The sequence below is a fragment of the Rhizobium sp. SEMIA4064 genome, assembly GCF_003025035.1.
GTDB lineage: Bacteria > Pseudomonadota > Alphaproteobacteria > Rhizobiales > Rhizobiaceae > Rhizobium > Rhizobium paranaense.
Map to the genome: position 1 here is coordinate 162130 of NZ_PYJN01000022.1, position 25171 is coordinate 187300.

Sequence of the window (25171 nt, forward strand, 5' to 3'; positions counted from 1 at the left end):
CAGGCAATAGGGCCTCGAACCACGAGGTGGCCACGGGTTCAAAGTTCTCTTAAAGCCCACCCTGCCAGGTCTTGATCGCATCGATCGGCCAGACCAGCATGATGATGTTCAGCGTGAGATTGTCGCGGATCAGCCAGCCGGTGAGCAGCTCGAAGAAGATGGCGATCACGATGGTCAGCGCCACCGGCGCGCGCCATGCGAACAGGAAGCCGACGACCATGAACACCGCGTCCATCGCCGAGTTCAGGATGCTGTCGCCGAAATAGTCGAGCGAGATCGTCGCCGTGCGGTAGCGGTTGATGATGATCGGCGAGTTCTCGAGCAGCTCCCAGCCGGATTCGATCAACATGGCGACGAACAGGCGCATCGACAGCGGCTTGCGGCGCATGATTAGATGCGTCAGCCCGAAGAACAGGAAGCCGTGAATGATGTGCGACGGCGTATACCAGTCGGCGATATGCTGCGAATTGCCGCTGGATTTCACGACGGGTTCGAAGAGCTTGACATAGCCGCAGGTGCAGATCGGCACCCGGCCCATCATATATTCCGCAACGATCTGGACTAGCAGGACCATCGCGCAGGCAATGAACCAGAAGCTTTGCTGCCGATAGCGATTTTCGGCGTCCGTAAGCGTCGTCATTCTTCGGTTTCCGCCGGCGGATTGACCGTGTGCTTCATGATCAGCGGCATCTGCGACAAGGTGAAGATGATGGTGATCGGCATCGTGCCCCAGACCTTGAAGAGCACCCAGAGATTATCCGCGGCTTTCACATCGGGCAGATAGTACCAGTTCGATCCACGCCAGACGACTTCGTTAAGCACGGCGAGAAACAGGAAGAAGATGCCCCAGCGCAGTGTGAGCTTGCGCCAGCCTTCGCTATCCAACTGGAAGGCAGCATTGAAGACATAGCCGAGCAGCGATCTGCCGAAGGCGAGCCCGCCGAGCAGCACCACGCCGAACAGGGCGTTGATGATGGTCGGCTTCATCTTGATGAAGGTCTCGTTCTGCAGATAGATGCCGAGCGCGCCGAAGGTGACGACGACGATGCCGGAGACGAATGGCATCAGCGGCAGATGGCCGAGCATGATCTTCGAGACGACGAGCGAGGTCACAGTCGCCGCCATGAACAGGGCGGTTGCGACGAAGAGCGGACCGCCCAGCGCCGAGAGCGCCGGGAAATGCTGCACCAGCCAGTCGCCACGCAGATTGCCGAAGAAGAAGACGAGCAGCGGCCCGAGTTCCAGCACCAGCTTCAGCAGCGGATGATGCTTGTCGGCAGCACTTGGGGTCAGATCACTGTCGCTGGTCGTCATTGCGGCACTCTCACTGTCATCGGATTTGGCACTGTCATCGAATTTGGTCTTGTCGTTCATTGACCGATCCCGGCGATGGCATGGGCAAAATCCTCAGCCTCGAACGGCTCGAGATCGTCTACACCCTCGCCGACGCCGATGAAATAGACCGGCAGCTTGTGCTTGGCCGAGATGGCTACGAGGATACCGCCGCGCGCCGTACCGTCGAGCTTGGTCATGATCAGGCCGTTGACCCCTGCGACATTGCGGAAGATTTCCACCTGATTCAACGCATTCTGGCCGGTGGTCGCATCCAGCGTTTGCAGAACGGTATGCGGCGCGTCGGGATCGAGCTTGCCGAGCACGCGGACGATCTTTTCCAGCTCCGCCATCAGCTCCGCCTTGTTCTGCAGGCGGCCGGCGGTGTCGATGATCAGCACGTCGCTCTTGTTGGCCTTGGCCTGCTGGAAGGCATCGAAGGCAAGACCGGCGGCATCGGCGCCGAGCTTGGTGCCGATGAATTCCGACTTGGTGCGGTCGGCCCAGATCTTCAACTGCTCGATGGCCGCGGCGCGGAACGTATCGCCGGCGGCCACCATGACCTTCAAGCCCGCACCAGAAAGCTTCGCCGCCAGCTTGCCGATCGTCGTCGTCTTGCCGGTGCCGTTAACGCCGACGATCAGGATGACATGCGGCTTATGACCGAGATCGAGCTGCAATGGCTTGGCGACCGGCTTCAGCACCTTGGCGATTTCCTGCGCCATGATCCGGCTGACATCCTCGCCGGTCACATCCTTGCCGTAGCGTTCCGAAGCCAGCGTATCGGTGACCCGCATGGCGGTCTCGACGCCAAGATCGGCCTGGATCAACAGATCCTCCAAATCCTGCAGCGTCTGATCGTCCAGCTTGCGCTTGGTGAAAAGCGCCGTGATCTGGCCAGAGAGCTGTGACGAAGTGCGCGCAAGACCGGCGCGGAGGCGCTGGAACCACGAAAGCTTCTGCTTGGGGGCTTCCGGAATGGGAGCTGGAGCGGGCGCGGCGGTGGAGAAGCCTTTAGGGAGGATGGGGGATTCGGTGTTTTCCGATGGAGGTTGCGAGTCTGTTGGAGATTCTGTGCTTTCCGACGAGAACTCCGAGTTTGTCGAGCCTGCGTCACCCCCCTCCGTCCTATTGGACATCTCTCCCTTAAGGGGGGAGATCGTTTCGGAGGCGGTCTCGTCAGACTCATCACCAACTTCAGTCGCCACAGGATACTCTGCCGTAGCAGCTTTCTCAGCCTCGATCACCTGAGCATTCAACGAAATGCGCAAGTCGTCTTCTGCTTGCGTATCGGCCCGCTCGTCTTGTTCGGAAGGCGCATCACTCTCCAAACGATCTCCCCCCTTGAGGGGGAGATGTCCCGAAGGGACAGAGGGGGGTGACGCAGGCTCGACAAACTCGGAATGAACGGAAGGCTCCGCAGCAGGCGCCTCTTGCTCCGGAACGGGCGTTTCAACCTTCGTCGAATCCTCGACGGGCGCCTGTTCTTCCGTCGGCTTTTCGCGGCCGAAGGTGAAGACTTTTTTGATGAAATTGAGCGCCATGAAAATTCCGTGAGCGAGTAGGATCAGGCCGCGTCGGCGGCCGCAAGTTGCATGTCGAGATGCTTGCCATTGTGGCCGGTGATCGCCACCTGCACAAGGTCGCGCGGCCTGAGGCTTGGGGCTGCGACAAGCGTGAAGTTTTCCGTATGCGCCAGCCCGTTATTCTCCACAAGCAGCCATTGCCGCGTGCCGACCATGGAGTCGAGATGGGACTGATGCAGCTTTTGTCCAGCCAAGCGCAGCCGTGCAGCGCGTTGCTTGATCAACGCGCGGTCGAGCTGCGGCATCCGAGCGGCCGGCGTACCGGGACGCGGGCTGTAGGGAAAGACATGCAGATGCGCAATGCCAACCTCTTCCGCCAGACTGACGGCGTTTTCGAACATCGCGTCCGTTTCGGTCGGAAAACCGGCGATCATATCGGCGCCAAAGCTCATCTCCGACCGAAGACGGCGAGCATCCTCGATAAAACGGATAGCATCGGCGCGTGAATGCCGCCGCTTCATCCGCTTCAGGATCATGTCGTCGCCATGCTGCAGCGACAGATGCAGATGCGGCATGAAGCGCGGCTCGTCGGCGATCAGATCCATCAGATGTTGGTCGGCCTCGATGCTGTCGATCGAGGATAGCCGCAGGCGGCGGATCTCGGGAACCTGCTTCAGCAGCGTCTTTGCCAAGAGGCCGAGCGTCGGCGTTCCCGGCAGGTCGGCGCCGTAACTGGTGGCATCGACGCCGGTCAGAACGATCTCGCGGTAACCGCTTTCGACGAGATTGCGCGCTTGGCTCACCACCGCACCCATCGGCACGGATCGCGAATTGCCGCGGCCATAGGGGATGATGCAGAAGGTGCAGCGATGGTCGCAACCGTTCTGTACCTGAATGAAGGCGCGTACGTGCCCGTCGATATGCCTGATCATCTGCGGCGCGGTCGCGCGCACGCTCATGATGTCGTTGACGCGCAGCTTCTCTTCGGCTGAAACGCCGAAATCCGGCAGGGAACGATAGGAAGCACTCGTCAGCTTCTCCTCGTTGCCGAGCACGGCATCCACTTCAGCCATTTCGGCGAAAGCATGTTTTTCTGTCTGCGCGGCGCAGCCGGTGACGATGATGCGAGCATGCGGATTGTCGCGCCGCGCGCGGCGGATCGCCTGGCGCGCCTGTCGCACGGCCTCGCCGGTGACGGCGCAGGTATTGACCAGGATGGCATTATTGAGCCCCGCGGCTTCCGCCTGCGACCTCATCACTTCGGATTCATAGGTGTTGAGACGGCAGCCGAAGGTGATGACCTCGACCCCGCTCACCGCGCCTGAGCCCCCTGCTCCTGATCGCGTGCCCAGCTCCCCGTTACGGGATCGACGACACCAGACCATTCCCATTCCGCCGGACCGGTCATGACGACGTGATCGTCACTTTCCCGCCATTCGATGGTGAGCTGGCTCGGCGCAGGAGCAGAGGCGACGTCGATCGTCACCTTGCGGCCGGTGCGGCCGGTGCGCGCCGAACTGACGGCGGCCGAACAGGCGGCCGAGCCGCAAGCAAGCGTCAGCCCCGCGCCGCGCTCCCAGGTGCGCGTGCGCAGCGTGGTCGGCGAAAGCACCTGCGCCAAGGTGATATTGGCGCGCTCGGGAAACATCGGATGGTTTTCGAGCAGCGGTCCAAAGCGGGCGAGATCGTAAGACATCGGGTCCTTGTCGACCCAGAAGATCGCATGCGGATTGCCCATCGACATGGCCGAAGGCGAATGCAGGACAGGATTGTCGATCGGCCCGATCTGCAGCTCGATACGGCGCGTATCGGCGAATTCCTCGGCGAGCGGGATCTTGTCCCAGGCGAAGACCGGCTTACCCATATCGACCGAAATCGTGCCGTCCTCGTGCTCGACGGCATTCAGAATGCCGGCGACCGTTTGGAAGGTGAATATCTTCTTGCCGGTCTCGGCGGCCAGCGCCTGCACGACGCAGCGCGTACCATTGCCGCAGGCCTGCGCCTTGGTGCCATCGGAATTCAGAATATCGATCCAGGCGTCGGTGCCTTGCGCCTTCGGGTCGTGGATCGCCATGATCTGATCGAACTCAGTGGCCGGATCGGCATTCAGCGCAATCGCCGCCGCCGCTGTCACCACATCTTTCCGGCCACGCATGTCGACAACCAGGATCTTGTTGCCAAGCCCGTTCATCCGCGCGAATTCGACCGTATTGCTCATGCTGGTATGTCCGTCAGTGTTTTCGAGCTGTATATGGCGGAAATGCGGGGGAATTACCAGTGGCATGATGACTCCCTCTGCCCATCTGCGAGGAGAGGGCCCACACATTGGCGCAAAGTGCAAGAGACGGCCTTGTCTGGCTGGCAATGTTTCGCCTTCCACCACCACGGGCCGCAACGCAAGCTGCACGAGACCTCCTTTTCTCCTTTACTTACTTAAATTACTATTTTAACTTTCAATTGCGGACTATCAAAGGAGGCCTGCATGACAGAACTGCGGACTATTGAAATTGACTTCGACGTGCATAAACGGATCGAGCTAGCGCGACAAAGTTTTGCTGAAACGCCTAACACCGTGCTTCGGCGCCTGCTCCAAATCGAAGGCCAAGCGCATGCCACCCAAGTCACACCTAGTGGAAGCCGTCCTTGGGCAAGCAAAGGCGTCACACTACCACACGGCACCGAACTACGGATGGAATACAATGGCCGCGTTCATACGGGCATCATTCAAAACGGGGCATGGATGGTCGAAGGGGATCGGTACACCAGCCCTTCTGCGGCGGCCGGCGGTGTCGCTCTAACAAAAGACGATAAGCGAACTAACCTTGACGGTTGGAAGTACTGGCACATAAGGCGGCCGGAAGAAGCAAAGTGGATCGCTATCAGCTCACTCCGACGCTAAGCAGCTTCGAAGGCAAGGAGCATCGAGATATCTCGTTTTGGCGAACTCGCGTCACTGATAAAGAATACAAAGCTCCTATCTGCTGGCACTACAGTGATGATCTAAACGGTTGGGCAGGCGATCGTTCCAATCCAACTCCTCCCCACATCACTGTCAAAGTGTTTGGTCTTAAACCATCGGCACATCGAACACTTCCCCCGCTCTCAGCGGTCGGAACCGATCCGCTTCCACGCCCTCGGCCTTCAGGGCCGCGTCCAGCGCGTGAACCGGCGCATCGATCGCCTCGTCGGTGAGCTGGAAGGTCGCGAAATGGTGGCCGGCGACGTGGGCGGCGTTGCAGAGCTTCATGCCCTTGACCGCTTCTTCCGGATTCTGATGCTGGCCCTTCATGAACCAGCGCGGTTCGTAGGCGCCGAAAGGCAGGATGGCGAGGCGGAAGCTGCCGTGTTTTTGCCGCGCGGCCTCATAATTCAAGCCGCCATGAAAGCCGGTATCGCCAATATGGTAGATCTTGCCGGCAGGCGTCGTGATGACGAAAGCGGCCCAGAGCGCCATGCGACGGTCGCCGGCGCCACGCGCCGACCAGTGATGGCAAGGCTCGGCATCGACCGTCACCTTGTCGGCAATGGCGATGCGATCGCCCCAATCCATTGTCGTGATCTGGGCACCGGGCGCCCCACGGCGGATAACGGCATCGTTGCCGAGCGGCGTGAGGATTTTTGGCGCGTGCGTCTCGTGCAGCCGCTTCAGCGTCGCGAGATCGAGATGATCATAGTGATTGTGCGAGACCAGCACGAGATCGATCGGCGGCAGGTCTTCGAAGCGGATACCGGGCGGAACCGCCCGTTTGGGGCCGATGAAGGTGAAAGGGCTCACGCGTTCCGACCACACAGGATCGGTCAATATATTGAGACCGGCCGCCTGGATCAGCATCGAGGCATGGCCGATCATGGTGACCCGCAAGACGTCGCCGAAAACACGCCTGTCGGGCCTGGCCGGCGGAAACAGGCTGACGACCGGACGAGGCCAACGCGCCCGCCCGCCGCCAAGTTTCCATTTCAACAGGTCACTAAGACCACCCGGTTCCACGCCGCCCGGATTAAAGAAGCGTAGCCCGTCGAAGTGATCGGAGATTGGACCTTGATAATAGGGGTTCGATGTCTTCCTGGAACCGGATCTATCTGTCATGAATACGCCGATGGATTTTTCTCTTGGCTGAGATGTGGGTTAAACATCAGGGTTTTGAAAGCCTTTCCGCCCTCTCGGCTTGACTTTCCCACCCGTTTCCTGTTTATCCCCACCAATCTGCGACGAGCACAAGCCTCCGAGCCACCGACCGGGACCCGTTAAGGTATAAAGAGATCCCGGAGGTCAACACCCGACAGCGCGATGCGCCCTCGGGTGCTTTTTGGCTTTGCGTCTTGTTTTCGTCATGGAAAAGCACGACGTTTTCGGGCGAGGAACCGCGCAAGTTGCGCAAGTCCAAATCCCAAGCGATCGATAAGGAAGAACTGATGTTTGAAAACCTCCAGGACCGTCTTGGTTCCATTCTGAATGGACTGACTGGCCGCGGCGCGCTTTCGGAAGCCGATGTTTCCGCAGCACTTCGCGAGGTTCGCCGCGCGCTGTTGGAAGCCGACGTGGCGCTGGATGTCGTACGCTCCTTTACCGATCGCGTCCGTGAAAAGGCCGTAGGCGCCGAGATCCTGAAGTCGATCAAGCCCGGCCAGATGGTCGTCAAGATCGTCCATGACGAACTGATCGAAATGCTTGGCGGCGAAGGCGTCGGCATCGACCTCAACGCGCCGGCCCCGGTCGTCGTCATGATGGTCGGTCTGCAGGGCTCCGGTAAGACCACTACGACCGCCAAGATCGCCAGCCGCATGACGAGCCGCGACCGCAAGAAGGTCCTGATGGCCTCGCTCGACACGCGCCGTCCGGCCGCGCAGGAGCAGTTGCGCCAGCTCGGTGTTCAGACGCGCGTCGACACCCTGCCGATCATCGCCGGCCAGTCGCCGACCGATATCGCAGCGCGCGCCGTGCAGGCCGCCAAGCTCGGCGGTCATGACATCGTCATCCTCGACACCGCCGGCCGTACGCATATCGACGAGCCGCTCATGGTCGAGATGGCGGATATCAAGAAGAAGTCCAATCCGCACGAAATCCTCCTGGTCGCCGATAGCTTGACCGGTCAGGACGCTGTCAATCTCGCCCGCAATTTCGACGAGCGCGTCGGCATCACCGGCCTCGTGCTGACCCGTATGGACGGCGACGGCCGCGGCGGTGCCGCCCTTTCGATGCGCGCTGTCACCGGCAAACCGATCAAGCTGATCGGTGTCGGCGAAAAGATGGGCGAGCTGGAAGAATTCCATCCCCGCCGTATCGCCGACCGTATCCTCGGCATGGGCGACATCGTCTCGCTGGTCGAGAAGGCGGCGGAGAATATCGACGCCGAGAAGGCGGCCGCCATGGCCGCCAAGATGGCCAAGGGCAAGTTCGATCTGAACGACCTGGCCGACCAGCTCAGGCAGATGCAGAAGATGGGCGGCATGGGCGGCATTATGGGCATGATGCCCGGCATGGCCGGCATGAAGGACAAGATGGCCGCTGCAGGCCTCAACGACAAGCTCTTCGGCCGCCAGCTTGCCATCATCTCCTCGATGACCAAGGCCGAGCGCGCCAATCCGGACCTCTTGAAGCATTCCCGCAAGAAGCGCATCGCTAGCGGCTCCGGCACCGATGCCGCCGACATCAACAAGCTTCTGAAGATGCACCGCCAGATGGCGGACATGATGAAGATGATGGGCGGCAAGGGCAAAGGCGGCATGATGAAGCAGCTTATGGGCGGCCTTGCCGGCAAGATGGGCCTCGGCGGCGGCATGGGCGGCATGCCTGACCTGTCGAACATCGATCCCAAGCAGTTGGAAGCCCTGCAGAAGCAGGCGGAAGCCGCTGGTCTCGGACGTCCCGGCGGTATGCCGGGCGGATTGTCCGGTCTTGGCGGCGGTGGCGGTTTGCCGGGTCTCGGCGGCGCCAAGCTCCCCGGCCTCGGCGGTGGTTTGCCGGGACTGCCCGGTTTGCCGAAGAAGAAGTGAGAAGGATCGCAGACCCCATGATTGATCCAGACGTCAAAGCCCAACTGGGCAACTACCGCCAGTCGATCGACAATATCGATGCCGCACTGGTGCATATGCTGGCCGAACGCTTCCGCTGCACAAAGGAAGTCGGTGTGCTGAAGGCCAAATACAATCTGCCGCCGGCCGACCCGGCGCGCGAGGAATACCAGATCGAACGCCTGCGCCACCTGGCAAAGGACGCAAATCTGGACCCGGATTTCGCCGAGAAGTTCCTGAACTTCGTCATCAAGGAAGTCATCCGGCATCATGAACAGATCGCTGCTGATCTCAAAGCATGATCCCGAAAAGTGTGAAGCGGTTTTCGGAAGAGATCATGCGACACGCAAAACAGCAGCGCGAAGTAACCATACCGCCAAAACGAAGCGGTCAAGAAAAGCCTAAGGAGTAAAGAACATGGCACTGAAAATTCGTCTCGCCCGCGGTGGCTCCAAGAAGCGCCCGTATTACCACGTCGTCGTAGCCGACGCCCGTTCGCCCCGCGACGGCCGTTTCCTGGAGACCCTCGGCTCCTGGAACCCGATGCTTGCCAAGGACGACGCCAAGCGCGTTGAACTCAAGGCCGAGCGCATCAAGCATTGGCTCGACCACGGCGCCCAGCCGACCGACCGCGTTCTGCGCTTCCTCAACGAAGCCGGCATCGCAACGCGCGAAGCCAAGAACAACCCGGAAAAGGCAAAGCCGGGCAAGCGCGCTCAGGAACGCGCTGCTGAAAAGGCACAGAAGGCTGCCGACGCCGCCGCTGCTGCTGAATAATCAGCCGCAACGACCATTTGAAACGGGTGGCATGGCGACATGCCGCCCGTTTTTTGTTCCCATCGGCGAGCGTTCATCCTATGAGAGAACGCAATCGATCCTCTGGCAGTCGGCACAGGACCATGACGAAACTTGAAAATCCGGTATTGATGGCCACTATCGGCGCCGCACAGGGCCTGAGAGGCGAAGTGCGCGCCCGCGCATTTACCTCCGATCCCGCAGCACTGGGCGATTACGGCCATCTGCACAGCCTCGACGGCCGCAGCTTCGAGGTGTTGGAAATCCGCGAAGCCAAGAACGTGGTGATCGTCCGCTTTCGCGGCGTTAACGACCGCAATGCTGCCGAGGCGCTGAACGGGCTGGAACTCTATATCGAGCGCGACAACCTGCCCGACGACGAGCTGGAGGACGACGAATTCTTCTATGCCGATCTCGAAGGCCTGGAAGCGGTCGACGACAAGGGCACCGGCTACGGCACGGTCAGTGGCATCTATGATTTCGGCGCCGGCGATCTCCTGGAGCTGAAGGGGCCGGGTAAACGCCCGGTGCTCATCCCATTCTCTGAGGCTGCCGTGCTGGAAATCGACTTGGAAGGCGGCAAGATTCTCATCGATCCGATGGCTGCCGGCCTGATCGACAACCCCGATGATTTCACCGGCAAGCCACCGAAGCGGCCCGGTAAAGCAAAGAAGTGACCCGGCCATGAGTTTCCGGGCAACCATCCTGACCCTGTACCCCGAGATGTTTCCTGGCCATCTCGGCGCGTCCCTCGCCGGCAAGGCGATGGAGCGCGGGCAATGGTCGCTGGACACAGTGCAGATTCGCGATTTCGCCACCGACAAACACCGAACCGTCGATGACACGCCGGCTGGCGGTGGCGCCGGCATGGTGCTGAAGCCCGACGTTCTCGCCCGCGCCATCGACCATGCGAGCGAAAACGACGATCGCCCGCGCCTGCTGATGAGCCCCCGTGGAAAACCGCTGACGCAGAAGCGCGTTCGGGAACTTGCTGCCGGCGACGGCGTCATCATCGTCTGCGGCCGTTTCGAAGGCGTCGACCAGCGGGTGATCGACGGGCGCAATCTCGAAGAAGTCTCGATCGGCGATTACATCCTTTCCGGCGGCGAGCCGGCGGCGCTGATCCTGCTCGACGCCATCGTCCGCATTCTGCCCGGCGTCATGGGCAACGATCTTTCCGGCCTGCACGAAAGTTTTGAAGGCGGCCTGCTCGAACATCCGCAGTATACGCGGCCGCAGATCTGGGAAGGCCGCGAAATCCCCGCGGTACTCACATCAGGCAATCACGGCGCCATCGCCAAATGGCAGAGGCAAGAGGCGGAGAAGCTGACGAAAGAACGCCGGCCGGATTTGCTTGATCAAACGCCCAGGGAATAGCGGATCGAAGGCGATGGGGCGCTTGCCAAAACCTCATTGATCAATCGAAATTTTACACAATCCCGGGTAGCGCATTCTCCCGCTAATACCTCAGGGTAATTGATCTGGCTGCGTGCCATCCCTATTATCCGCCTGCTTGAATTTGAACATGTGTCATTCCTCTCAAGGCACCCAAACCTAAGGAGCTGAGCATGAGCAATTCCCTTGATATGAAATTCGAGATTGTCGTCATCCCAGTTTCGGATGTCGATCGCGCCAAGCGCTTTTACGATGGGCTGGGTTGGAGGCTCGACGCCGATTTCGCCTCTGACGATGGCGGCTACCGCGTCATCCAGTTTACGCCGCCGGGTTCCGGCTGCTCTGTTATCTTCGGCAAGAACGTCACTGGAGCAGCACCCGGCTCCGCAAAGGGCCTATACCTGATTGTCTCCGACATCGAAGCCGCCCGCAAGGAGCTGCGCAGCCGCGGCGCCGAGATCAGCGAGGTGTTCCACGACGCCAGCGGCGTTTACGCTGGCGCGGACGAACCCTACCTGTTCGGGCGTGTCCGGGTCAGCGGTCGAGATCCCGATCAACGCAGCTACCGCTCCTTCGCATCGTTCAACGATCCGGATGGCAACGGCTGGCTATTGCAGGAGATCACAGGAAGATTGCCCGGACGCGTGGACGCGAGCGCGACGACATTCACCTCGCCGACCGATCTCGCAAGCGCGCTCCGCCGTGCTGAGATGGCCCATGGCGAGCACGAGAAGCGGACCGGCCAGCGCGATGAGGAATGGCCGACGTGGTATGCCGAGTACATGGTCAGCGAGCAGGCGGGCAAACCGCTGCCGTTATAAACTGCACGGCTGGATTTGCTTGATCCGCCACTTCAGAAGTGGCGGATCAAAGCTTCTTGGCAGAAAGGCCCGACCGAAGAAGCCGGGCTCAGATGTTACTTCTGCAAAGCGGCAGCGGCCGGCGCGGCGCGCATCCTGAGCACGTAATAGACCCCGCCGCCGATGGCGACGCCGAAGAACCAGCCGTAGGTTCCCCACCAATCCGGCAGGATGCTGGTGAAGGTCGGCAGGATCGACGAGAACAGGCCGCCAATGACGAAGGCGATCAAAGCGTTGAGGTGCCAACCGCTCTGGAATTCGAACTCGCCGTTCTCATGATAAAGCCCCTCGACGTTTAGCTGACCTTTTCGGATCAGATAGTAGTCGACCATCATGATACCGAAGATCGGACCCATGGTGGAACCGATGAAGTTGACGAAATGCGCGGCACCCGTCTCCCATGGCGCAAAGGGATAAAGCACCAGCGCAATCAACGCCGCGATCAAGCCACCGCGCTTGAAGCTGATATGCTTCGGGAAGACATTGGCGAAGTCGAAGGCCGGCGAGACGAAATTCGCCACGACGTTGATACCGAGCGTCGCCACCGCGAAGGTGAGCGCCGCCAGCAAGGCCAGGAACCAACTGTCGAATTTTGCCGAGATCGCTTCCGGATGCAGCAGCACTTCGCCATAGACGGCATATGCCGCCGTCGTCGTCACGCCCGCAACGAGGCAGAACGCCAGAAGATTGATCGGCAGACCCCAGAGATTGCCCTTGCGCAGGGTTTTCGTGTCCGTGGCGTAGCGCGAGAAATCGCAGAAGTTCAGATAGAGCGCTGCGAAATAGGTGATCCAGGTGGCGGCGACTGCGGCAAGCGCGGCAAAGCTGCCGGGTTCACCCGGCACGCCGGCATCCTTGGTCTTTTCGAGCAGCACGTCCCGCGGAATTTCGGAACCGAAGGAGAAGGTGCCGGACTTCACAATCAGATAGACCGCGAGGAAAAGCATCATCACCCAGACCGCAGGACCGGCCAAATCCTGGAACTTGCGCACCGTCTCCATGCCATGCTGAATGATCAGCAACTGCAGGCCCCATACGACGACGTAGCAAATGACTTCCAGGGTGGAATGGCCGAGCAAATGGCTATTCTGATGGAAGGCAAGAAGACTGTCGTTGCGGATCAGCAGCGCGACGATCGCGCCCGAGGCGGCGGCCGTCTGCGCGCCATACCAGAAGCAGGCAACGACGGCGCGCACCAGCGCCGGCAGATTGGCGCCGAACGTGCCGAACGAAGCACGCGCCAGCACCGGGAAGGGCACGCCGGTCTTTACGCCGGCATTGCCCACGAGGCTCATGAAAAAGAAAATCACCAGCGAGCCGATGCCGATGGCGATGACGAAATTGATGAAACTGCCGCAGAGCAGAAAAAGGCTCGCGGCCAGATAATAGCCCCACAGGCTGTGGACGTCTGAGGTCCAGACGTTGAAAATGCTGAAAGCCCCCCACTTTCGTTCTTCGGCTGGCGCCAGATCCACGTTATAAAGCGAGGGCGATGGATTATTCACTGTCATAGCTGCCTCTTTTTTAGTTCCCCTGACGATTAAGTGTGCAGCACGACTTGAGTTTTGACAATTATTTAAACGCTTCCGATATCGGCTTATTTTTTAGCCAGTAAAAGGAGCGAGTCCTCGCAAAAGCGGACGTTTCGCGCATGAAATTGCCTCGCAAGGGGTGACAAAGCCGCGACAATAGGATATGTGCGCGCCCGGCATGGGAAATTTCCCATCAACCACCAAAGAAAAGCAGACGTATTCGCTCCTGCCTTTGCGGGCATATATCCAAGGCGAGACTTCAGGGTCCGACCAAAGATAGATTGTTCAGGGCGCTCTGGCTGTTGAACCAACAAAGAGGTTGATAACATGAACATCATTCAGCAGTTGGAAGCCGAACAGGCCGCCAAGATCGAAGCCAAGCGTACCCTTCCCGAGTTCTCGGCCGGCGACACCGTCCGCGTCAACGTGAAGGTCACGGAAGGCAACCGTACCCGCGTTCAGGCCTATGAAGGCGTCTGCATCGCTCGCTCCGGCGGCGGTCTGCAGGAAAACTTCACGGTCCGCAAGATCTCCTACGGCGAAGGCGTCGAGCGCGTATTCCCGGTTTACTCCCCGATGATCGAAAGCGTCGAAGTCGTTCGCCGCGGTAAGGTCCGTCGCGCCAAGCTCTACTACCTGCGCGATCTGCGCGGCAAGGCTGCCCGTATCGTTGAAAACACCGGCACGCGCGCCCGCAAGCTCAACGATTCCGAGCGCCAGGCCATTGCCGAGGAAAAGGCTCGCGTCGAGGCTGAAAAGGTTGCCGCAGCTCAGGCTCTCGCAGCCGAAAAGGCAGCAGCGGAAGCCGCCGAAGCAAAGGCAGCAGCAGAAGCCGCTGCAGCCGCCGCCGCGGAACCGGCAGCAGAATAAGCTTTCCCCTGGGATTGCAGAGATCAAGGCGGCCTTCGGGTCGCCTTTTTTGTTGCGAGGAAAAAGACGAAGGAAAATTCTCCACAGACCACAAGCTTTGGAGCGGCTTTTCTGTTTTTATCATCGCCATCATGGCAATAGCCTTGCCATCCGCTTTCTAAATATGACAATTTTCCATCACGCTATCCGGGGAGATTTCCATGGCATTCCGTCGTTCGTTCCTTGTGGGCCTCACCGCCCTCGTGCTTGCACCCTTTGCCTCCTTCGCCGCCGACCTGCCGAATCTGAACGGCAAGACTGTGGTCGTCGTCACCGAGAATGCCTATCCGCCCCTGCAATTCGTAGACCCCAAGTCCGGCAAGGCGATCGGTTGGGAATATGACGCGATGAACGAGATCGCCAAGCGGCTGAACTTCAAGGTCGAGTACCAGAACACGAGCTGGGACGCGATGATCCAGGCCGTCTCCGAAAACCAATACAACATCGGCATGACCGGCATCACGATCAAGGAAGATCGCAAGCAGAAGGTCGACTTCTCCGATCCATATATGCGCTCGCAGCAGTTCATGCTGGTGCGTAGCGATGAAAAGCGTTTTACCGACGCCAAGAGCTTCGCCTCCTTCAAGGAAGGCCTGGTCGGCGCGCAGCCGGGCACGACGCCCTTCTACACCGCCGTCTATGAAGTGCTCGACGGCAATGAGCAGAACCCGCGCATCAAGCTGTTCGAGACCTTCGGCGCGACCGTGCAGGCTCTGAAGACAGGCGATGTCGACGTGGTTCTGACCGACGGCACCGCCGGCAAGGGTTATGTCGACGCTTCGAACGGCGCACTGAAGCTGACCGGCGATCCGCTCGGCACCGAGGATTTCGGCTTCATCTTCCCGAAGGGCTCCGATCTCGTTGCTCCGGTCAACGCCGCCATCGCCAGCCTGAAGGCGGACGGCACCTTCGACGCCCTGAACAAGAAGTGGTTCCTCGATTACAAGATGGGCCAGTAAGCCGCATGCTGACTAAAGCTGGAAGCCCGCTCTGATGGTGCAGCAAGCAGGCCCGGGCGGGCACCATAGCAAGGACGACTTTCCCTGGTGGCTGGTCGTCCTTGTTCTTATCGGCATAGTCATTGCAATCGCCATCGTCACCAGCGATCTCTACGCGCAGGTCTTCACGACCGTCGTCCGAGGCATCGGTACGACGATCTTCGTCACGATCGTCGCCTTCACGTTGGCGATGGCGCTCGGCCTCGGCGTCGCGCTGCTCGGTCTTACGGACAGCCTGATCCTGCGCCAGACCTCCCGCTTCTATGTCGAAGTCATTCGCGGCATCCCGATCCTGGTGCTGCTGTCCTATATTGCCTTCGTCGGCGCGCCGGCCTTCGTCGCGCTCTACAATACGGTCACATCGCCGCTTGCCGCAGCCGGCTGGACCGAGCCGCTTCTGGTGCGCGACGTGCCGTTGATGTGGCGAGCGATCGTCGCCTTGATGATCGCCTATGCCGCCTTCATCGCCGAAGTCTTCCGTGCCGGCATCCAGGCCGTCGATAACGGTCAGATCGAGGCGGCGAAGGCACTTGGCCTGTCGCGCTACCGGCGTTTCCGCCATGTCGTCGCGCCGCAGGCCTTTCGCGTCATTTTCCCGCCGCTCTCCAACGATTTCATTGCGATGGTGAAGGACAGCTCGCTGGTTTCCGTACTCGGCGTCGCCGACATCACCCAGCTTGCCAAGATCTACTCCTCCGGTTCCTTTCGCTATTTTGAAAGCTACTCGATCCTCGCCTATATCTACCTGATCCTGACGGTCGGCCTGTCGCTGGTGCTGCGCAGGTTCGAGAAACGGATGCGCGAACGGCATAGACGGTGACGTTGGATCGACTTCGCGGTTTTGTGCGACAGAATGCTGTCACATCGCCACCATTGCCGAAGGTTTTGAAAATTGGTATGAGCATCGGCATGAATAAGATCATGAGCAAAGACGGACAAGTCGTCACGGCTTTCGTGCTGCAGGACCACAAGCGCCTGCCGGCCCGATTCTTTGCGATGATTTCGGGCGCGCTCAACAGCCGACTTCGCTGATCACTCCCGAGGCCGACGGTCCTGATCCGTCACCCCCCATTTTCGACAATGCCAATATGGATTTGTAGCCATGAGCGCTCCACGCACCCTTTACGACAAAATCTGGGATGACCATCTCGTTGACGCCCAAGACGATGGCACCTGTCTTCTCTACATCGACCGTCACCTCGTTCACGAAGTGACGTCGCCGCAAGCCTTCGAAGGCCTGCGCATGACTGGCCGCAAGGTCCGCGCGCCGGAAAAGACGCTCGCCGTCGTCGACCATAACGTCCCCACCTCGCCCGATCGCCATCTCGGCATCAAGAACGAGGAAAGCCGCATCCAGGTCGAGGCGCTCGCCAAGAACGCCGCCGAATTCGGTGTCGAATACTACTCCGAGAACGACAAGCGCCAGGGTATCGTCCACATCATCGGCCCCGAGCAGGGCTTCACCCTGCCCGGCATGACCATCGTCTGCGGCGACAGCCACACCTCGACCCACGGCGCCTTCGGCTCGCTGGCGCACGGCATCGGCACGTCCGAAGTGGAGCATGTTCTGGCGACCCAGACGCTGATCCAGAAGAAGGCGAAGAACATGCTGGTGCAGGTCGACGGTCAGCTTCCGCCCGGCGTCACCGCCAAGGACATCATCCTCGCCATCATCGGCGAGATCGGCACCGCCGGCGGTACCGGCTACGTCATCGAATATGCCGGCGAAGCCATTCGCGCGCTGTCGATGGAAGGCCGCATGACCATCTGCAACATGTCGATCGAAGGCGGCGCCCGCGCCGGCCTGATCGCGCCGGATGAGACCACCTTCGAATACATCAAGGGCAAGCCGCGCGCGCCGAAGGGCGAAGCACTGGAACAGGCAGTCGCCTACTGGAAGACGCTGAAGTCGGACGAAGGCGCGCATTACGACCGCGTCGTCAAGCTCGATGCCGCAAGCCTGCCGCCGATCGTCTCCTGGGGCTCTTCGCCGGAAGACGTCGTCTCCGTGCAGGGCATCGTTCCGAACCCAGACGAGATCCAGGACGAGACCAAACGTGCCTCCAAGTGGCGTGCGCTCGACTATATGGGCCTGAAGCCGGGCACGCCGATGACCGAGATCAATATCGACCGCGTCTTCATCGGCTCCTGCACCAACGGCCGCATCGAAGACCTGCGCGCTGTCGCCAAGGTCGTCGAAGGCAAGACGGTGGCCTCGACCGTCAACGCCATGATCGTTCCGGGCTCCGGCCTGGTGAAGGAACAGGCGGAAGCCGAAGGCCTCGACAAGATCTTCAAGGCTGCCGGTTTCGACTGGCGCGAGCCGGGCTGTTCCATGTGCCTCGCCATGAACGACGACCGCCTGAAGCCGGGTGAGCGCTGCGCTTCGACCTCGAACCGCAACTTCGAAGGCCGCCAGGGCTTCAAAGGCCGCACGCATCTGGTGTCGCCCGCCATGGCCGCAGCCGCCGCGATCGCCGGCCACTTCGTCGATATCCGCGAATGGAACTGATCGGTTTTAGATAACCAATGGAAAAGGCGGCTTTCGGGCCGCCTTTTTTGTTTGGCTCAATGGAGAGAGCACTGATCAGCTCCCCACCTCGCTACTCTATCGTTCCGACGCGATTGCCGGATCGGCGGGCGCTGATTTCCTGACGGAAGGAAGCTGCTGCGCGCGTTGACTGAGCCAGACACTGCCGAGCACGATGGCAATGCCCAGGATCTGAATCGGGCTGAGTTGCTGGTCCAGCACCCACCAGCCGAGGATCACCGCGGTCATCGGACTGAGAAAGCCGAGCGGCGAGACGACGGATGGCTCCAGCCGCGACAGGCCGCGAAACCAGAGAATATAGGTGAGCGCCGCTCCAATGAGGCCGAGATAGGCAAAACCCAAGATATTGGCGGCAGTTGGAAAGGGAAGCGGCGGTTCCATCATCAGGGCGAAAGGCAGCAACAGCAAGCCGCCTGACGTCAATTGCCAAGCGGTGAAGGTGAGTGGCGAGACATCCGGCCGCCAGCGCCGGCTGAGCACAGTGCCGGTCGCCATGGAGACGGCACCGCCAACCCCAGCCGCAATGCCGAGAGGATCGAGCGCCGCCCGCGGCGTAAGGATCAGGAAGGCGACGCCGACAATGCCTGCAAGGGCCGCCACAATGGAAAGGCCGCGGATCGGCGAGCCGAGCAAGAGCCGCGCGAGCACGATGACGATCAACGGCTGTATGGCGCCGACGGTCGCCGCCACTCCGCCCGGCAACCGATAGGCCGAGATAAACAGCATCCACCAGAAGACGGAGAAATTCAGCGCCCCGAGGGCGAGCGACCTCGCCCACCAGATGCCATGCGGCAATCGCCGGACAATGGCGAGCAGAAGCAGCCCGGCGGGCAACGCACGCAACAAGGCGACCGTCAGTGGATAGCCGGCCGGCAGAAGTTCCGTCGTTACCAGATAGGTGCTGCCCCATATTGCCGGCGAGACGGCGGTCAGTAACAGGTCGGAATTGCGCGTCATGTCATACGTCCGAATTTATCTTGACCTCAAGGTAATTCAAAATATCTTGACGTCAAGATTTTTCCATGGCGATGTCTCGGCATGGATCGCATCGACAAGATTCTTGCCCAATGGAAAAGGGAACGGCCCGATCTCGACACCACTCCGATGGGATTGATCGGCCGCCTCGGAAACGTCGCCCACCATCTCGGCCGCGAGATGGAGAGGACTTTCGCGCAATTCGACTTGAATCGCGCAACCTTCGACGTGCTGGCGACCTTGCGCCGCTCGGGAGCGCCCTATGCTCTCTCACCCAGCGATCTCATGGCCGCCATGATGGTTACCTCCGGCACCATGACCAACCGCATTGATCAACTGGAAAAAGCAGGTCTCGTTGCCCGTAGTACGAACCCCGAAGACGGCCGCAGCTTTCTGGTATCGCTGACCGAAAAAGGATTTGCGCTGATCGACAGCGCAGTGGCGGCCCATGTCGAGACACAGGCCCGTCTTGTCGCAGGTCTGTCAGAGGAAGAGAGAGCAGCGCTGAACGCTTTGCTCGGCAAATATTTGGCCGACCTCGAAACCCCTGCGCTGGAGAACTCCGCCGCAAACTGAACCTCCGAAAAGTGGCCCGCAGATCACGGGCCACTTTCACGCTCAATATTCTTGTCGGGTCGGCCTGAACAGGATCTCGTTGATGTCAACGTCTTCCGGCTGGCTCATGGCAAACGCAACCATGCTCGCAAAGGAATCGGCGGGAATAGCAAGTTCATAGACCTTCCGGACACGCTCGGCGACGTCGGCTTCGGTGATGCTGTCGGGAAGTTCGGTTGCGACCGCACCGGGCGAGATAATGGTTGTCCGGATGTTGTAAGGTTTGACCTCCTGCCGCAGCCCCTCGGAGATCACCCGCACACCATGCTTCGTTGCGGCATAGACCGCTCCTCCCGGATTGACCTTGTGGCCGGCCACCGAGGACACGTTGATGATGTGACCGCTCTTCTGCGCCTTCATGTGGGGCAGCGCCGCGCCGATGCCGTAAAGTACGCCCTTGAGATTCACATCGATCATGCGATCCCAATCCTCAATCCTGCAGCGCTCCAGAGGGGAGTGCGGCATCAGCCCGGCATTGTTGATGATGACGTCGATGCGGCCGTGGAGCTTCACTGCATGATCGACGAGACGCTTGACCTGCTCGAACTGCGTCACATCAGTCTGCAGAACGGCTTGAGGATCCAGCGAAAGCTCTTCGGCAAGAGTCTTCAAGCGATCGAGACGACGAGCGCCGAGCGCCAGTTTCGCTCCGTCTTTCGCCAGACGGCGGGCAGCCGCCTCGCCGAGGCCACTGCTTGCTCCGGTGATGACAACCACCTTGTCCGTGATGCCTTTGTCATGGCTTTTCCTTTCCGGGCGGCTTGCCCTTAGCGGTTGACCCTTGCTTGCAGATGCGGAGGATAACGGTCCCCCTGCACAGCGATCTGCGAAAGGGCATTTTCGATATTGCGGAGATCGTCGGTGGTAAGCGTGACATCAGCCGCTCCGATGTTCTCCTCAAGCCTGTGCATCTTGGTGGTGCCGGGGATCGGAACGATCCAGGGCTTTTGCGCGAGCAGCCAGGCAAGGGCGATCTGAGCCGATGTTGCCCGCTTCTGCACCGCGATCGTGCCAAGCAGATCGACAAGGGCTTGGTTGGCTTTTCGGGCTTCCGGCGTGAAGCGCGGCACGATGTTGCGGAAGTCCTTGCTGTCGAATGTGGTGTTTTCGCTGATCGCGCCAGTGAGGAAGCCTTTCCCCAACGGGCTGAAGGGAACGAAGCCGATGCCAAGTTCTTCGAGTGTCGGCAGAACCTCTTGTTCCGGCTCTCTCCACCAGAGCGAATATTCGCTCTGAAGGGCTGCGACCGGTTGGACCGCGTGAGCACGCCGGATCGTCTGCGCGCCGGCCTCCGACAATCCGAAATGCTTGACCTTGCCTTCCCGGAACAGATCCCTCACCGCACCGGCGACATCCTCGATCGGGACATTCGGATCGACGCGATGTTGATAGAACAGGTCGATGACGTCGGTCTTCAGGCGTTTCAGGGCGGCTTCGGCAACGCTGCGGATGTGTTCCGGCCGGCTGTTCATGCCGCTCTGGCCGCCATTCGCATCGAATTCGAAACCAAACTTCGTTGCGATCACGACCTTTTCCCGAATGGGCGCCAAGGCTTCGCCCAGAAGCTCCTCATTCTTGTAGGGGCCGTAGGCTTCGGCGGTGTCGAAGAAGGTGACGCCGCGTTCGAAGGCCGAGCGGATCAGCTTGATTGCCTCCTGCGTGTCCGTTGCCGGGCCATAGCCATAGCTCAAGCCCATGCAGCCGAGACCGAGGGCTGAGACTTCGAGACCGTTGTTTCCAAGTTTGCGCATCTGCATGGCTTCTTCTCCCTCAGGCTTGATATTGCTCGTCGCTGACATGCTCCATCCACTCGACGACCTTGCCGTCGCGGTGTTCCTGGATGGCGATATGAGTCATGGCCGTGGTGGAAGAAGCGCCGTGCCAATGCTTCTCGCCCGGAGCGAACCAGACAATATCCCCTGGCCGTATCTCTTCGATCGGGCCACCCTCGCGCTGCACCCGGCCGAGCCCGGCCGTCACGATCAGGGTTTGGCCGACGGGGTGGGTATGCCATGCCGTGCGAGCGCCCGGCTCGAATGTGACGCTGGCAGCGGCCGCACGCGTGGAATCATGGGGTTGGAACAGCGGATCTATACGCACCGTTCCCGTGAACCAGTCGGCCGGTCCCTTGCCCGATGGCTGCGAACCGTTTCGTTTGATGTCCATGATCTTTGTCCTTTATCGAAAGGCAGCACGATGAAGTCGGCTGCTGATGCTCGGAATTTAGGACGTGCGATTAGTCTCGATTAGATGGTAGAAGTGGCAAAGGCTTATGAGAAAGATTCATGAATGCCGCGTCAGCCCATCAATGACCTGATTGCGTTCCTCGCCGTGGCGCGGGAACAGAGTTTCACCAAAGCAGCCGCAAAACTCGGGGTTTCGCAATCGGCGCTCAGCCATACCATCCGGGGACTTGAGGCTCGTCTGGGGCTGAGGCTGCTAACGCGCACCACCCGCAGCGTCTCGCCGACCGAAGCAGGCGAGCGATTGCTGGTGACCATAGGTCCCCGCTTCGACGAGATCGAAAATGAACTGGCCGCCCTCAGCGAATTTCGCGAAAAGCCGGCGGGCACCATTCGCATCACCGCCGGCGAGCACGCGGCCGAAACCATCCTTTGGCCGGCCCTGGAACCATTGCTGCCGCAATACCCTGATGTCCATGTGGAGATTATCGTCGACTATGGCCTGACCGATATCGTCGCCGAACGGTATGATGCCGGCGTTCGGCTGGGCGAACAGGTGGCGAGAGACATGATCGCGGTTCGCATCGGCCCGGACATGCGCATGGCCGCCGTCGGCGCTCCCGCATATTTTGAGAACAGGCCGAAACCCCTGACACCGCAGGATCTGACCGGTCACAATTGCATCAATCTGCGCCTGCCGACCTATGGCGGCATCTACGCTTGGGAATTCGAGAAGGAAGGACGGGAGTTGAAGGTGCGGGTCGAAGGCCAGCTCGTGTTCAACAATATCGCGCTCCGCCTGAATGCGGCCTTGGCAGGTTTGGGGTTGGCATATCTTCCAGAGGATGTCGTGCAGCCCTATCTTCACGACGGGCGGCTCGTCAGGGTTCTCGAGGATTGGTGCCCGCCATTTACCGGATACCACCTCTACTATCCAAGCAGGCGGCAGGCCTCACCGGCCTTCGCCCTGGTGGTCAATGCACTCCGCCGCCGCATTTGAAGAGGTCGCGACTGCAAAGACGCAGAGCGGCCCGGAGTATTCGCTCCGGGCCTCCGAATATCAGGCGAAGAGGTAATCCCTCCACGAACTCCGACGATCAGAACGCTGCCTTCATCGGGTCCGGCCCGATGCGTCCGCCAGCCGAATCCAGCTTGGCGATTTCGGCGAGATCATCCGCATCAAGCTTGAAGTCGAACACCTTGAGGTTTTCTTCGATGCGGCTCGGTGTCACCGATTTCGGGATGACGATCAGCCCGTTGTCTATGTGCCATCGGATGATGATCTGAGCCGGCGTGCGGCCATGCTTGGCGGCGACCTTGCCGATGACGGCATTGCCGAGAAGCTGGCCCTGGCCGAGCGGGCTCCAGGACTCCGTCTTGATGCCGAGCTTGTCGTGCACCTCGCGCAGGGCTTTCTGCTGGAAGGTCGGATGTAGCTCGATCTGGTTCAACACCGGGGTGACGCCGGTCTCGCCGATGATGCGGTCCAGATGTTCCTTGCCGAAATTGGAAACGCCGATCGAGCGGGCACGGCCTTCTTCCTTGATGCGCAGGAAAGCCTTCCAGCTATCGAGATAGCGACCACGATGCGGCGACGGCCAATGGATGAGATAGAGATCGACATAGTCGGTGCCGAGGCGCTTCAGGCTTTCATCGAATGCCCTCAGGGTCGAGTCGAAACCCTGGGCTTCGTTCCAGAGCTTGGTGGTCAGGAAGATATCCTTGCGGGCAACGCCGGACTGGCGCATGCCTTCGCCGACGCCATCTTCATTGGCATAGATGGCAGCCGTGTCGACATGGCGATAGCCGGCCTTCAGGGCCGTGCTGACAGCCATGGGCGCTACGTTTTCCGGCGTCTGCCAGACGCCAAGGCCGACCTGCGGAATGGCATTGCCGTCATTGAACGTGATTGTCGGTTGCGTGGTCACGATAAGTCTCCAAGGAATGAGAGGTGGGTGGAGTGAAGGCGTGATTTAAATTCGCAAAGAAAAGGTTCCGGCCTCAGCCCGCGCGGGCGCACCGGTCGCAAACCTATATAGTGGGGAATGTCGGTATTTTAACCCCAGCCCACTACCCAGAATTTTAATCCCAGCCCACCGCTCAGAGAACCCGGATGATCGTCCCCTTGCGAAGCAGCGGAAGGATTCGCTGCATGTCGCGAAGATTGACTGCGACGCAGCCCGCCGTCGGCTCGTAGCCAGGCCTGATCAGATGAAAGAAGATTGCCGAGCCGCGATGGCGCCGGCGCGAGCGGATGTTCCAATCGAGCACGACGCAAATGTCGTAGAGCCCGTCACGCCGCAGCATCTCTTCATGGCTTGGCTTGAACGGCGCTTTGACGAGCCGGTTATAATTGGCGTCCTCTGGTTGGTCGCACCAGAGCATGTCCTTGCGAATACGCCGCATCTGCAAAGGCGTCTGAAGGAAGGGGATATGGTCGCCACGAATAAAGCCATAAAGCAGCTTCATCGCCGCAATCGGCGTTGCGCCATCCCCTTCCCGCTTAAGCACGCTGCGCCCCGATCGGCCGATCGCCGCCGGCACCGTCAGCGGCCCGATCTGCACCAAAGCGCGCGTGGGTTTCCCCGGCGCCGGACGGACGACGATTGTGGAAACGGCCCGCCTGCCGCCCGCCCTTGCTTTTTGCATTTTCCTCACATGTTTTTGCTTTGCGTGTGATTTCGTTTGAAATCATAGCAGTTTCAATTGGACGACCAAGCCTGGGCTGCCTCACGACTTGCTAAAAATGCAATTTGGCGTAGGACTTAAGAGGCAATAGAACGAGGACCGCAACCGCATGACCGCACGCACCATTCTGCTGGTGGATGATGACAACGACCTGCGTGAAATGCTGGTCGAGCAACTGTCCCTTTATGAGGAGTTCACGGTTCTGCAGGAGGCGACCGCCGGAAAGGGCGTCCAGGCCGCCCGTGGCGCTCCCGTCGATCTGTTGATCATGGATGTCGGCCTGCCCGATATGGATGGCCGCGAAGCTGTGAAGCTGCTGCGCAAGAACGGCTTCAAGGCTCCGATTATCATGCTCACGGGCCACGACACCGATTCCGACACCATTCTCGGCCTTGAAGCCGGCGCCAACGACTATGTCACCAAGCCCTTCCGTTTCGCCGTGCTGCTCGCCCGCATCCGCGCGCAACTGCGCCAGCACGAGCAGAGCGAGGACGCGACTTTCACGGTCGGCCGCTATCTCTTCAAGCCGAGCCAGAAGCTGCTGACCACGGAAGACGGCCAGAAGATCCGCCTGACGGAGAAGGAAGCGGCGATCATCCGCTATCTCTACCGCGCCGACCAGAAGGTCGTCACCCGCGACATCCTTCTCGAGGAGGTCTGGGGCTACAATTCCGGCGTCACCACCCACACGCTGGAAACCCATGTCTATCGCCTGCGCCAGAAGATCGAGCGCGATCCCTCCAACGCCGAAATCCTGGTGACGGAAAACGGCGGCTACAAGATCATTCCGTAGGCGATAG

At 60.2% G+C, this 25171-nt stretch carries 28 protein-coding genes; 15 read left to right on the plus strand and 13 right to left on the minus strand.

Annotated features, from left to right (window positions below):
- Nucleotides 1-49: 49 nt before the first annotated feature.
- Genes C9E91_RS18005 through dapF form a run of 5 tightly spaced genes read right to left on the minus strand, consistent with a single transcriptional unit; the run spans nt 50 to nt 5076 of the window.
- Complete coding sequence (locus C9E91_RS18005) at nt 50-640, minus strand: DUF2585 domain-containing protein (RefSeq protein WP_107109639.1); 591 nt, start codon at nt 638-640, stop codon at nt 50-52.
- Nucleotides 637-1314, minus strand: coding sequence for a septation protein A (locus C9E91_RS18010; protein WP_245407533.1), 678 nt, complete (start codon nt 1312-1314; stop codon nt 637-639). The genes C9E91_RS18005 and C9E91_RS18010 overlap by 4 nt, the downstream gene beginning before the upstream one ends.
- A gap of 56 nt (nt 1315-1370) precedes the next feature.
- The gene (gene ftsY / locus C9E91_RS18015; RefSeq protein ID WP_107109641.1) at nt 1371-2876 is read right to left on the minus strand and encodes a signal recognition particle-docking protein FtsY; all 1506 of its coding nucleotides are present in this window, start codon (nt 2874-2876) and stop codon (nt 1371-1373) included.
- Nucleotides 2877-2899: 23 nt separating this feature from the next.
- Entirely contained in the window at nt 2900-4174 is a 1275-nt protein-coding gene (gene mtaB / locus C9E91_RS18020; RefSeq protein WP_107109642.1) for a tRNA (N(6)-L-threonylcarbamoyladenosine(37)-C(2))-methylthiotransferase MtaB, read from the minus strand.
- Entirely contained in the window at nt 4171-5076 is a 906-nt protein-coding gene (gene dapF / locus C9E91_RS18025; protein ID WP_107109643.1) for a diaminopimelate epimerase, read from the minus strand. The genes mtaB and dapF overlap by 4 nt, the downstream gene beginning before the upstream one ends.
- 264 nt (nt 5077-5340) lie before the next feature.
- Here dapF and C9E91_RS18030 point away from each other — a divergent pair, with 264 nt between their 5' ends.
- On the plus strand, nt 5341-5757 hold the full coding sequence (locus C9E91_RS18030; RefSeq protein ID WP_107109644.1) for a hypothetical protein: 417 nt from the start codon (nt 5341-5343) through the stop codon (nt 5755-5757).
- Nucleotides 5758-5925: 168 nt separating this feature from the next.
- On the opposite strand, the gene C9E91_RS18035 is transcribed toward C9E91_RS18030, so the two are convergent.
- Complete coding sequence (locus tag C9E91_RS18035; protein WP_107109645.1) at nt 5926-6945, minus strand: MBL fold metallo-hydrolase; 1020 nt, start codon at nt 6943-6945, stop codon at nt 5926-5928.
- Nucleotides 6946-7271: 326 nt separating this feature from the next.
- On the opposite strand from C9E91_RS18035, the gene ffh reads away from it, so the two are divergent.
- The 6 genes from ffh (at nt 7272) to C9E91_RS18065 (ending at nt 11881) form a co-directional block, all read left to right on the plus strand.
- A complete protein-coding gene (gene ffh, locus C9E91_RS18040; RefSeq protein WP_107109935.1) occupies nt 7272-8852 on the plus strand; it encodes a signal recognition particle protein in 1581 nt (526 codons plus the stop codon).
- A 17-nt stretch (nt 8853-8869) separates the two neighbouring features.
- The gene (locus C9E91_RS18045) at nt 8870-9172 is read left to right on the plus strand and encodes a chorismate mutase (protein WP_034481598.1); all 303 of its coding nucleotides are present in this window, start codon (nt 8870-8872) and stop codon (nt 9170-9172) included.
- Between the two features lie 115 nt (nt 9173-9287).
- Nucleotides 9288-9647 carry a 30S ribosomal protein S16 gene (gene rpsP, locus C9E91_RS18050; RefSeq protein ID WP_107109646.1) on the plus strand — a complete coding sequence of 120 codons (360 nt, stop codon included), beginning with the start codon at nt 9288-9290 and terminating at the stop codon, nt 9645-9647.
- Nucleotides 9648-9769: 122 nt separating this feature from the next.
- The gene (gene rimM, locus C9E91_RS18055; protein WP_107109647.1) at nt 9770-10342 is read left to right on the plus strand and encodes a ribosome maturation factor RimM; all 573 of its coding nucleotides are present in this window, start codon (nt 9770-9772) and stop codon (nt 10340-10342) included.
- Between the two features lie 7 nt (nt 10343-10349).
- The gene (trmD, locus tag C9E91_RS18060) at nt 10350-11042 is read left to right on the plus strand and encodes a tRNA (guanosine(37)-N1)-methyltransferase TrmD (RefSeq protein ID WP_107109648.1); all 693 of its coding nucleotides are present in this window, start codon (nt 10350-10352) and stop codon (nt 11040-11042) included.
- A gap of 191 nt (nt 11043-11233) precedes the next feature.
- The gene (locus C9E91_RS18065; RefSeq protein ID WP_107109649.1) at nt 11234-11881 is read left to right on the plus strand and encodes a VOC family protein; all 648 of its coding nucleotides are present in this window, start codon (nt 11234-11236) and stop codon (nt 11879-11881) included.
- 95 nt (nt 11882-11976) lie between these two features.
- Here the strand turns inward: C9E91_RS18065 and C9E91_RS18070 are convergent, their stop codons facing one another.
- Complete coding sequence (locus C9E91_RS18070; RefSeq protein ID WP_107109650.1) at nt 11977-13431, minus strand: NCS1 family nucleobase:cation symporter-1; 1455 nt, start codon at nt 13429-13431, stop codon at nt 11977-11979.
- 348 nt (nt 13432-13779) lie between these two features.
- Between C9E91_RS18070 and rplS the strand changes: the two genes are divergently transcribed.
- From rplS to leuC, 5 genes are all read left to right on the plus strand, one after another.
- The gene (rplS, locus tag C9E91_RS18075; protein WP_107109651.1) at nt 13780-14322 is read left to right on the plus strand and encodes a 50S ribosomal protein L19; all 543 of its coding nucleotides are present in this window, start codon (nt 13780-13782) and stop codon (nt 14320-14322) included.
- Between the two features lie 200 nt (nt 14323-14522).
- On the plus strand, nt 14523-15320 hold the full coding sequence (locus tag C9E91_RS18080) for a basic amino acid ABC transporter substrate-binding protein (RefSeq protein WP_107109652.1): 798 nt from the start codon (nt 14523-14525) through the stop codon (nt 15318-15320).
- Between the two features lie 34 nt (nt 15321-15354).
- Nucleotides 15355-16179, plus strand: a complete 825-nt coding sequence (locus C9E91_RS18085) for an amino acid ABC transporter permease (protein WP_107109653.1) — start codon at nt 15355-15357, stop codon at nt 16177-16179.
- An 89-nt stretch (nt 16180-16268) separates the two neighbouring features.
- Nucleotides 16269-16391 (plus strand): hypothetical protein, encoded by a 123-nt coding sequence (locus C9E91_RS20065; protein WP_280749438.1) that lies wholly within the window; start codon nt 16269-16271, stop codon nt 16389-16391.
- A 70-nt stretch (nt 16392-16461) separates the two neighbouring features.
- Complete coding sequence (gene leuC / locus C9E91_RS18090; RefSeq protein WP_107109654.1) at nt 16462-17871, plus strand: 3-isopropylmalate dehydratase large subunit; 1410 nt, start codon at nt 16462-16464, stop codon at nt 17869-17871.
- 96 nt (nt 17872-17967) lie between these two features.
- On the opposite strand, the gene C9E91_RS18095 is transcribed toward leuC, so the two are convergent.
- Nucleotides 17968-18867: an EamA family transporter gene (locus C9E91_RS18095; RefSeq protein ID WP_107109655.1), complete on the minus strand. Its 900-nt coding sequence runs from the start codon at nt 18865-18867 to the stop codon at nt 17968-17970.
- Between the two features lie 81 nt (nt 18868-18948).
- Between C9E91_RS18095 and C9E91_RS18100 the strand changes: the two genes are divergently transcribed.
- Nucleotides 18949-19461, plus strand: coding sequence for a MarR family winged helix-turn-helix transcriptional regulator (locus C9E91_RS18100; RefSeq protein ID WP_107109656.1), 513 nt, complete (start codon nt 18949-18951; stop codon nt 19459-19461).
- Between the two features lie 42 nt (nt 19462-19503).
- On the opposite strand, the gene C9E91_RS18105 is transcribed toward C9E91_RS18100, so the two are convergent.
- Genes C9E91_RS18105 through C9E91_RS18115 form a run of 3 tightly spaced genes read right to left on the minus strand, consistent with a single transcriptional unit; the run spans nt 19504 to nt 21666 of the window.
- A complete protein-coding gene (locus C9E91_RS18105) occupies nt 19504-20217 on the minus strand; it encodes an SDR family oxidoreductase (protein WP_245407523.1) in 714 nt (237 codons plus the stop codon).
- Nucleotides 20218-20267: 50 nt separating this feature from the next.
- Nucleotides 20268-21257, minus strand: a complete 990-nt coding sequence (locus C9E91_RS18110) for an aldo/keto reductase (RefSeq protein WP_107109658.1) — start codon at nt 21255-21257, stop codon at nt 20268-20270.
- 13 nt (nt 21258-21270) lie between these two features.
- The gene (locus C9E91_RS18115; protein WP_107109659.1) at nt 21271-21666 is read right to left on the minus strand and encodes a (R)-mandelonitrile lyase; all 396 of its coding nucleotides are present in this window, start codon (nt 21664-21666) and stop codon (nt 21271-21273) included.
- A gap of 123 nt (nt 21667-21789) precedes the next feature.
- On the opposite strand from C9E91_RS18115, the gene C9E91_RS18120 reads away from it, so the two are divergent.
- The gene (locus C9E91_RS18120) at nt 21790-22683 is read left to right on the plus strand and encodes a LysR family transcriptional regulator (protein ID WP_107109660.1); all 894 of its coding nucleotides are present in this window, start codon (nt 21790-21792) and stop codon (nt 22681-22683) included.
- Between the two features lie 97 nt (nt 22684-22780).
- Here the strand turns inward: C9E91_RS18120 and C9E91_RS18125 are convergent, their stop codons facing one another.
- Together C9E91_RS18125 and C9E91_RS18130 are read right to left on the minus strand one after the other, a co-directional pair.
- On the minus strand, nt 22781-23611 hold the full coding sequence (locus C9E91_RS18125; RefSeq protein WP_107109661.1) for an aldo/keto reductase: 831 nt from the start codon (nt 23609-23611) through the stop codon (nt 22781-22783).
- Nucleotides 23612-23783: 172 nt separating this feature from the next.
- Nucleotides 23784-24332 carry a L,D-transpeptidase family protein gene (locus C9E91_RS18130; protein WP_107109662.1) on the minus strand — a complete coding sequence of 183 codons (549 nt, stop codon included), beginning with the start codon at nt 24330-24332 and terminating at the stop codon, nt 23784-23786.
- A 148-nt stretch (nt 24333-24480) separates the two neighbouring features.
- Here C9E91_RS18130 and C9E91_RS18135 point away from each other — a divergent pair, with 148 nt between their 5' ends.
- Nucleotides 24481-25164, plus strand: a complete 684-nt coding sequence (locus C9E91_RS18135) for a response regulator transcription factor (protein ID WP_107109663.1) — start codon at nt 24481-24483, stop codon at nt 25162-25164.
- The last annotated feature ends 7 nt before the right edge of the window (nt 25165-25171 follow it).